At 64.7% G+C, this 4,143-nt stretch carries 1 protein-coding gene and 1 pseudogene; both read left to right on the forward strand.

The genetic code is table 11. The features are described from left to right. Nucleotides 1-829: 829 nt before the first annotated feature. Nucleotides 830-1,020 (forward strand): annotated as a pseudogene (locus ACH4C6_RS36110) (IS5/IS1182 family transposase); the annotation flags it as partial. 122 nt (nt 1,021-1,142) lie between these two features. Then, nucleotides 1,143-1,496, forward strand: coding sequence for a hypothetical protein (locus ACH4C6_RS36115; protein WP_398112805.1), 354 nt, complete (start codon nt 1,143-1,145; stop codon nt 1,494-1,496). Nucleotides 1,497-4,143 lie beyond the last annotated feature (2,647 nt).

Genomic DNA, 4,143 nt, shown 5'->3' on the forward strand with positions numbered 1-4,143 from the left:
ACGGCTCGATCCACTTCGCATCATCAGCTGAGATCACCCCACCCATGCCCGACCAACGCACCAGCAGCACCACCGGTTACGGGACAGCCTCTAGGGGGAGAAATTACAGGCGAAAACGCTTTTGCGCCCCCGGTCGCTGCCTATGCCGCCGTTTGGCCTCGAGAGAGTCATACGCGAGCGACGCCAGGCATCTCGGGCTGACATTGCGTCAAGCGGCGAGCGCCTCTGGGAACGAGTATGGGAATCGAAAGCATCGCCGTTCGCACCCCTATAGCAAAAAACTCGAGTGTCACCAGCGCTTCAACCGCACCACGCCAGATGAGTGCTCTTGGCGAAGGCTTCTTCGAACAGCGCGCACAGCCAAAAACCTTCCGACTGTAATGGCGCGCTCGATGTTCCCCGAGGCAAGAGCTGTGCAGTGTGATCAGTATCCAAAGAAGCGACCTGCGAGCGCGGCGGGCCTGCACGGGATGAAGTCGGCGCATGCATCGCGAAGCAGGTTGCGGTACAAGCGGTGGATGGCGAGCCGGCCGCCGTTTCTGTCGCCCTTAATCCTTACATGCGGTGAGGGCCGCCGGAAACGCGACGCTGCGGACTGCATGCTCGGGTGGCCGCCGTCGGCGATGGTCGGCGCGCCGCGGCAAAACTGGCCGGTCGGCTCGTGCCGGACTCCCTGAGGGCGCGGCAAGCGTCGAGGCTGCCGGACAGTGGGATTCCGATCGCCGCCGCCGAGCGGATGTCGGCGTAGATGACGACCTGCAGATCGGCCGAGCACCGGCAGCTCCGTCTGTTCGGGGCAACGCTGCGGTCGAGGGTGGCCGGTCGTAGGCGGCTGTCGCTCGGGGACCGGGTGTTGCTGGTGGCGACGTACGGGCGCAGGGATCTGAAGTTGTGGCAGGTGGGCCTGTTGTCAGAGTCTCGAAGTCCGCAGCCGACCGCACTGTGGACGATCTCGCACTGTTGCCGCCCATCCCGCCCGCGCATCGGCTGTGCATGGACACCGCCGACATGGTCCTTGGTCAGCAGCTCAGGGCCTTGCTCGTCGCGCTTCCCGAACCGGTAGTCAACTCGAAACCCACTGATCCAGCTCTGGCTGCCATCCGTAGCTCAAGGGTACGGACTGTTCGGACAGGAGAAGAAGAATGCCTCATGAAGTAGCAGGAGCACCGTATTTCGATATTCGCCGCGATTGGGTTCTCGCATGGGTAAATGGGGGGCAGTCTTTTGGTGAGTTTATTCACAATAACAAGCTCGATGCCTCTGTATTCTCCGATTGGGCGAAGGGCTATAATGGTGTTCAGTTCACTCCTGACGAGCGGTGGGCTATCAACACTCGAATTAATGTTGAGCTACAGCGAGAGATGCAGAGAGCGGCTCGCATCAGTGCGTTCGATCAGGCAGGCGGTCCAACGGTTGATGCTGGTCTGCCGTCGGATTCCGGAACTCCGTACCGGCAGCAGAATTTCGCCGGACAGGCGGGGAGTCGTCGCCTGTAGTGCCACGTTTGGCGTTGCACAGGCATCGAGCGCATACCCGCACTAGGAGGATCCTGCGGCAGACGCACGACCGCGAACTGGATGGGAAGCGCAAATCGCCTGTCAGCGCCGCTGACTGGGCCCGGGGTGTCCGAGCCACCAAACTCCGCGTGTGGGCGAGGCGGCAGTCGAAGGCGATGTTGGAGGCTCGCACGGCTCGCGTTCAGCGGCCCCGGAACCTTACGGTCGCCGGATACCGCTGGTGGATGCCCAGCCCGCTCGGTCCTTCGAGAGACGCTCGGCCTCGATGCGAACCGGAGTGTCCTCGGTCACCGGGGAACTCGCCTTCGTGATCACCACCAGGTGACCCGGTGGGGTGAGCCGAGGGCGGACCCGGTCCCGGGCCCCGCCGAATGCCGCCGTTCCGGTGCCGGTGTCGGTGATCCCCTTGGGTGTGGTGGCCGTTGATGAGGGTGGGGGGTGTGTCCCGCCCTCCTCTGTTACTCGGAAACGGAGTTGCTTTGCCGATTGTGCAGACTGCGGAGTCAATAGCCAAGATGAAGGCAAGCCATGCCGCGCGAGGGCCGGAAAAGCGGCGCCAGGCCGTCATGAGGGGCAAGGCGAAGATGGGGCCTTTGGCGCGCAGTGAGGCCGCCAGGAGAGGCAACGCGACGCGGAAGTTGCGGGCTGCCGCTGCCGCCGCGCTGTCCAAAGCGCCTGAGGCCTTTGCCGGAACGGCATCCACATCCCTTGCCGCCCCGGCCGGCCCTGCCCCCACCGTAGGTGTACCGACACGATCGGCACTCTGGGCAGCGTCCGTCGGACCGGGGCAGGAGTCCTGGATGCCTGCGCCAAGCAGGAGCGAGGGCACGGCATGCCCGGCGGCCGCCAGGGCAGGAAGACCGTCGTTGCCCCTCCCACCCCGGCCCTGTCAGGAAGTATTGGCCGCGCTGCCCGTCGTCGATCCCCATACCAACCCGGGCATGACTGACATCGGACTCTCGCAGCTGGTTATGGGACCCCCCTCAAATCCGCCTTCTATCATGGCTGCGGCCGCCGCAGTGCGGGTACCCGGTACGCCCGATACTCAGCCCACGCCCAACGCCGGCATGCAGGACTTGCTGAGAACAAACCCCACTGCCCACCACATGATCCTGAGAACGCTCGACCCAAATGGCCGGCATCTCTGATTCCGTTGGACCTCGACAGCCAAGATCAGCGGTGTCCTGGACCAACGCGCCTACCAGTGTGCGAAGCAGGGCCACCGGGTTTCAAGACGTGGTGGTTGGGCGGGATCACCATTGTGCTGCGCGCCTGGCGCGCCCTTGACCGTCTCTGTGGGTGTGGGCAGAGCCGGGGCGCCTTGTGCGCGCAGCAGTGCTACGCCTTCGCTGGCCGTGTTGACTGTCATCTGCCTGGGGACGCGCTCCCGGATCAGGAGGCCTATCCCGCCTTGAGTGCATTTCCCACCCGGCCGGTGTGAGCCATGCGAGATTGCCAGCCGTAGACCAGGCGTGACAGAGGAGGCAGTCCTCTGTCACCGATATGGAGGAGTGCCTGTGCCTGTACCACCTCAGCCGCCCCGGAATAGGCGAGGTCCGACGTCTCAAGCGGACGTGTATCCGAGTGCGTATTCAAGTGCCTGCGCGTTCGGGGACGTGCTCTGGAAGGAAGAAGCGCGTACAACAGTCAGAGCTCTCCGGGGTGCAGCGTGACTGGTGGAAAGGGGGCCGGTGAGCATCTCGGCAACCAGGGAACCTGGAGCGACGGGCGTGGTGGGGGGTTCTTCCCCACGCGCATCTTCAGGGGACACAGGAGCCAGCGAAAGGATGCCGCCAAGGCGCGCGAGGCCTGGCAGACATCCCTGCGGCACAGTGCCGGGCAACTCGGGTCGGGCGCTGGTGAACAGGAGCCTGCCAATGGACAGTCCCCCCGGCCGGCCGATGCTTTGGAGAAGGACGCGTGCGCTCAGGATGCGGTGCATGTGCCCGCTGCCTCCGCAGGCAGTCCGACGGGCGAGTTGGCGATGCCGGACGGTGGGGGGCCGCTGTCACTGAGCGCTGCTGCCGTGGTCAGGTCGACAAACGGTGAGGCGATGGCGGTGCCCCCATCTGAGGAGACCCGCGCTGTGGTCAATCTGCCGCATCACTTCGCCCCTGCTGCCCGCCGCTGAGCTACTGAGGTTGAACTCGTGATGTCGCTGGCTTGCTTCAGGACGGGCGGATGGGTACTGAGGTTTTCGGGCTGTCGTCGGGTGGTGACGGTTCGTAATCCCTGGGGTATGCCGGTGGGTTGAGGTATCCGGAGGGTGGGGGCCTGACCGCTGAGCGGCGGGCATTTCGTGGGGGGATCCGGCTTCAGGTCGGACAGAGGTTCGCAGCGGGCGAGAGGATGGCGGTGATCGCGAAGGATCTGCGGGTGAGTGTGCGGTCGGTGGAATGCTGACGTCGTGCCTGGCGCGAGGGCGGCACGCAGGCCCTGCGCTCGGCGGGTCCGGCGAACTGCCCGACCGTCGAAGACGCCCAGTTCGCCGTGCTTGAGGAAGAACTCGGCAAGGGACCAGCAGCTCACGGCTTACAGGTCCTAACAGAAGTCGCTGATGGTGTGACTGTCGGCTCAGATGCTCGTTGCTCTGTTCGTGGGGAAGAGGAACTCTCGTCCGTGGATC

The organism is Streptomyces sp. NPDC017943, from assembly GCF_044328425.1.
In the GTDB taxonomy this organism is placed as follows: Bacteria; Actinomycetota; Actinomycetes; order Streptomycetales; family Streptomycetaceae; genus Streptomyces; species Streptomyces djakartensis_A.

Bases quoted from the DNA above. Each gene is read 5' to 3' on its own strand.
- ACH4C6_RS36115 (WP_398112805.1), top strand. From the start codon at position 1,143: ATGCCTCATGAAGTAGCAGGAGCACCGTATTTCGATATTCGCCGCGAT.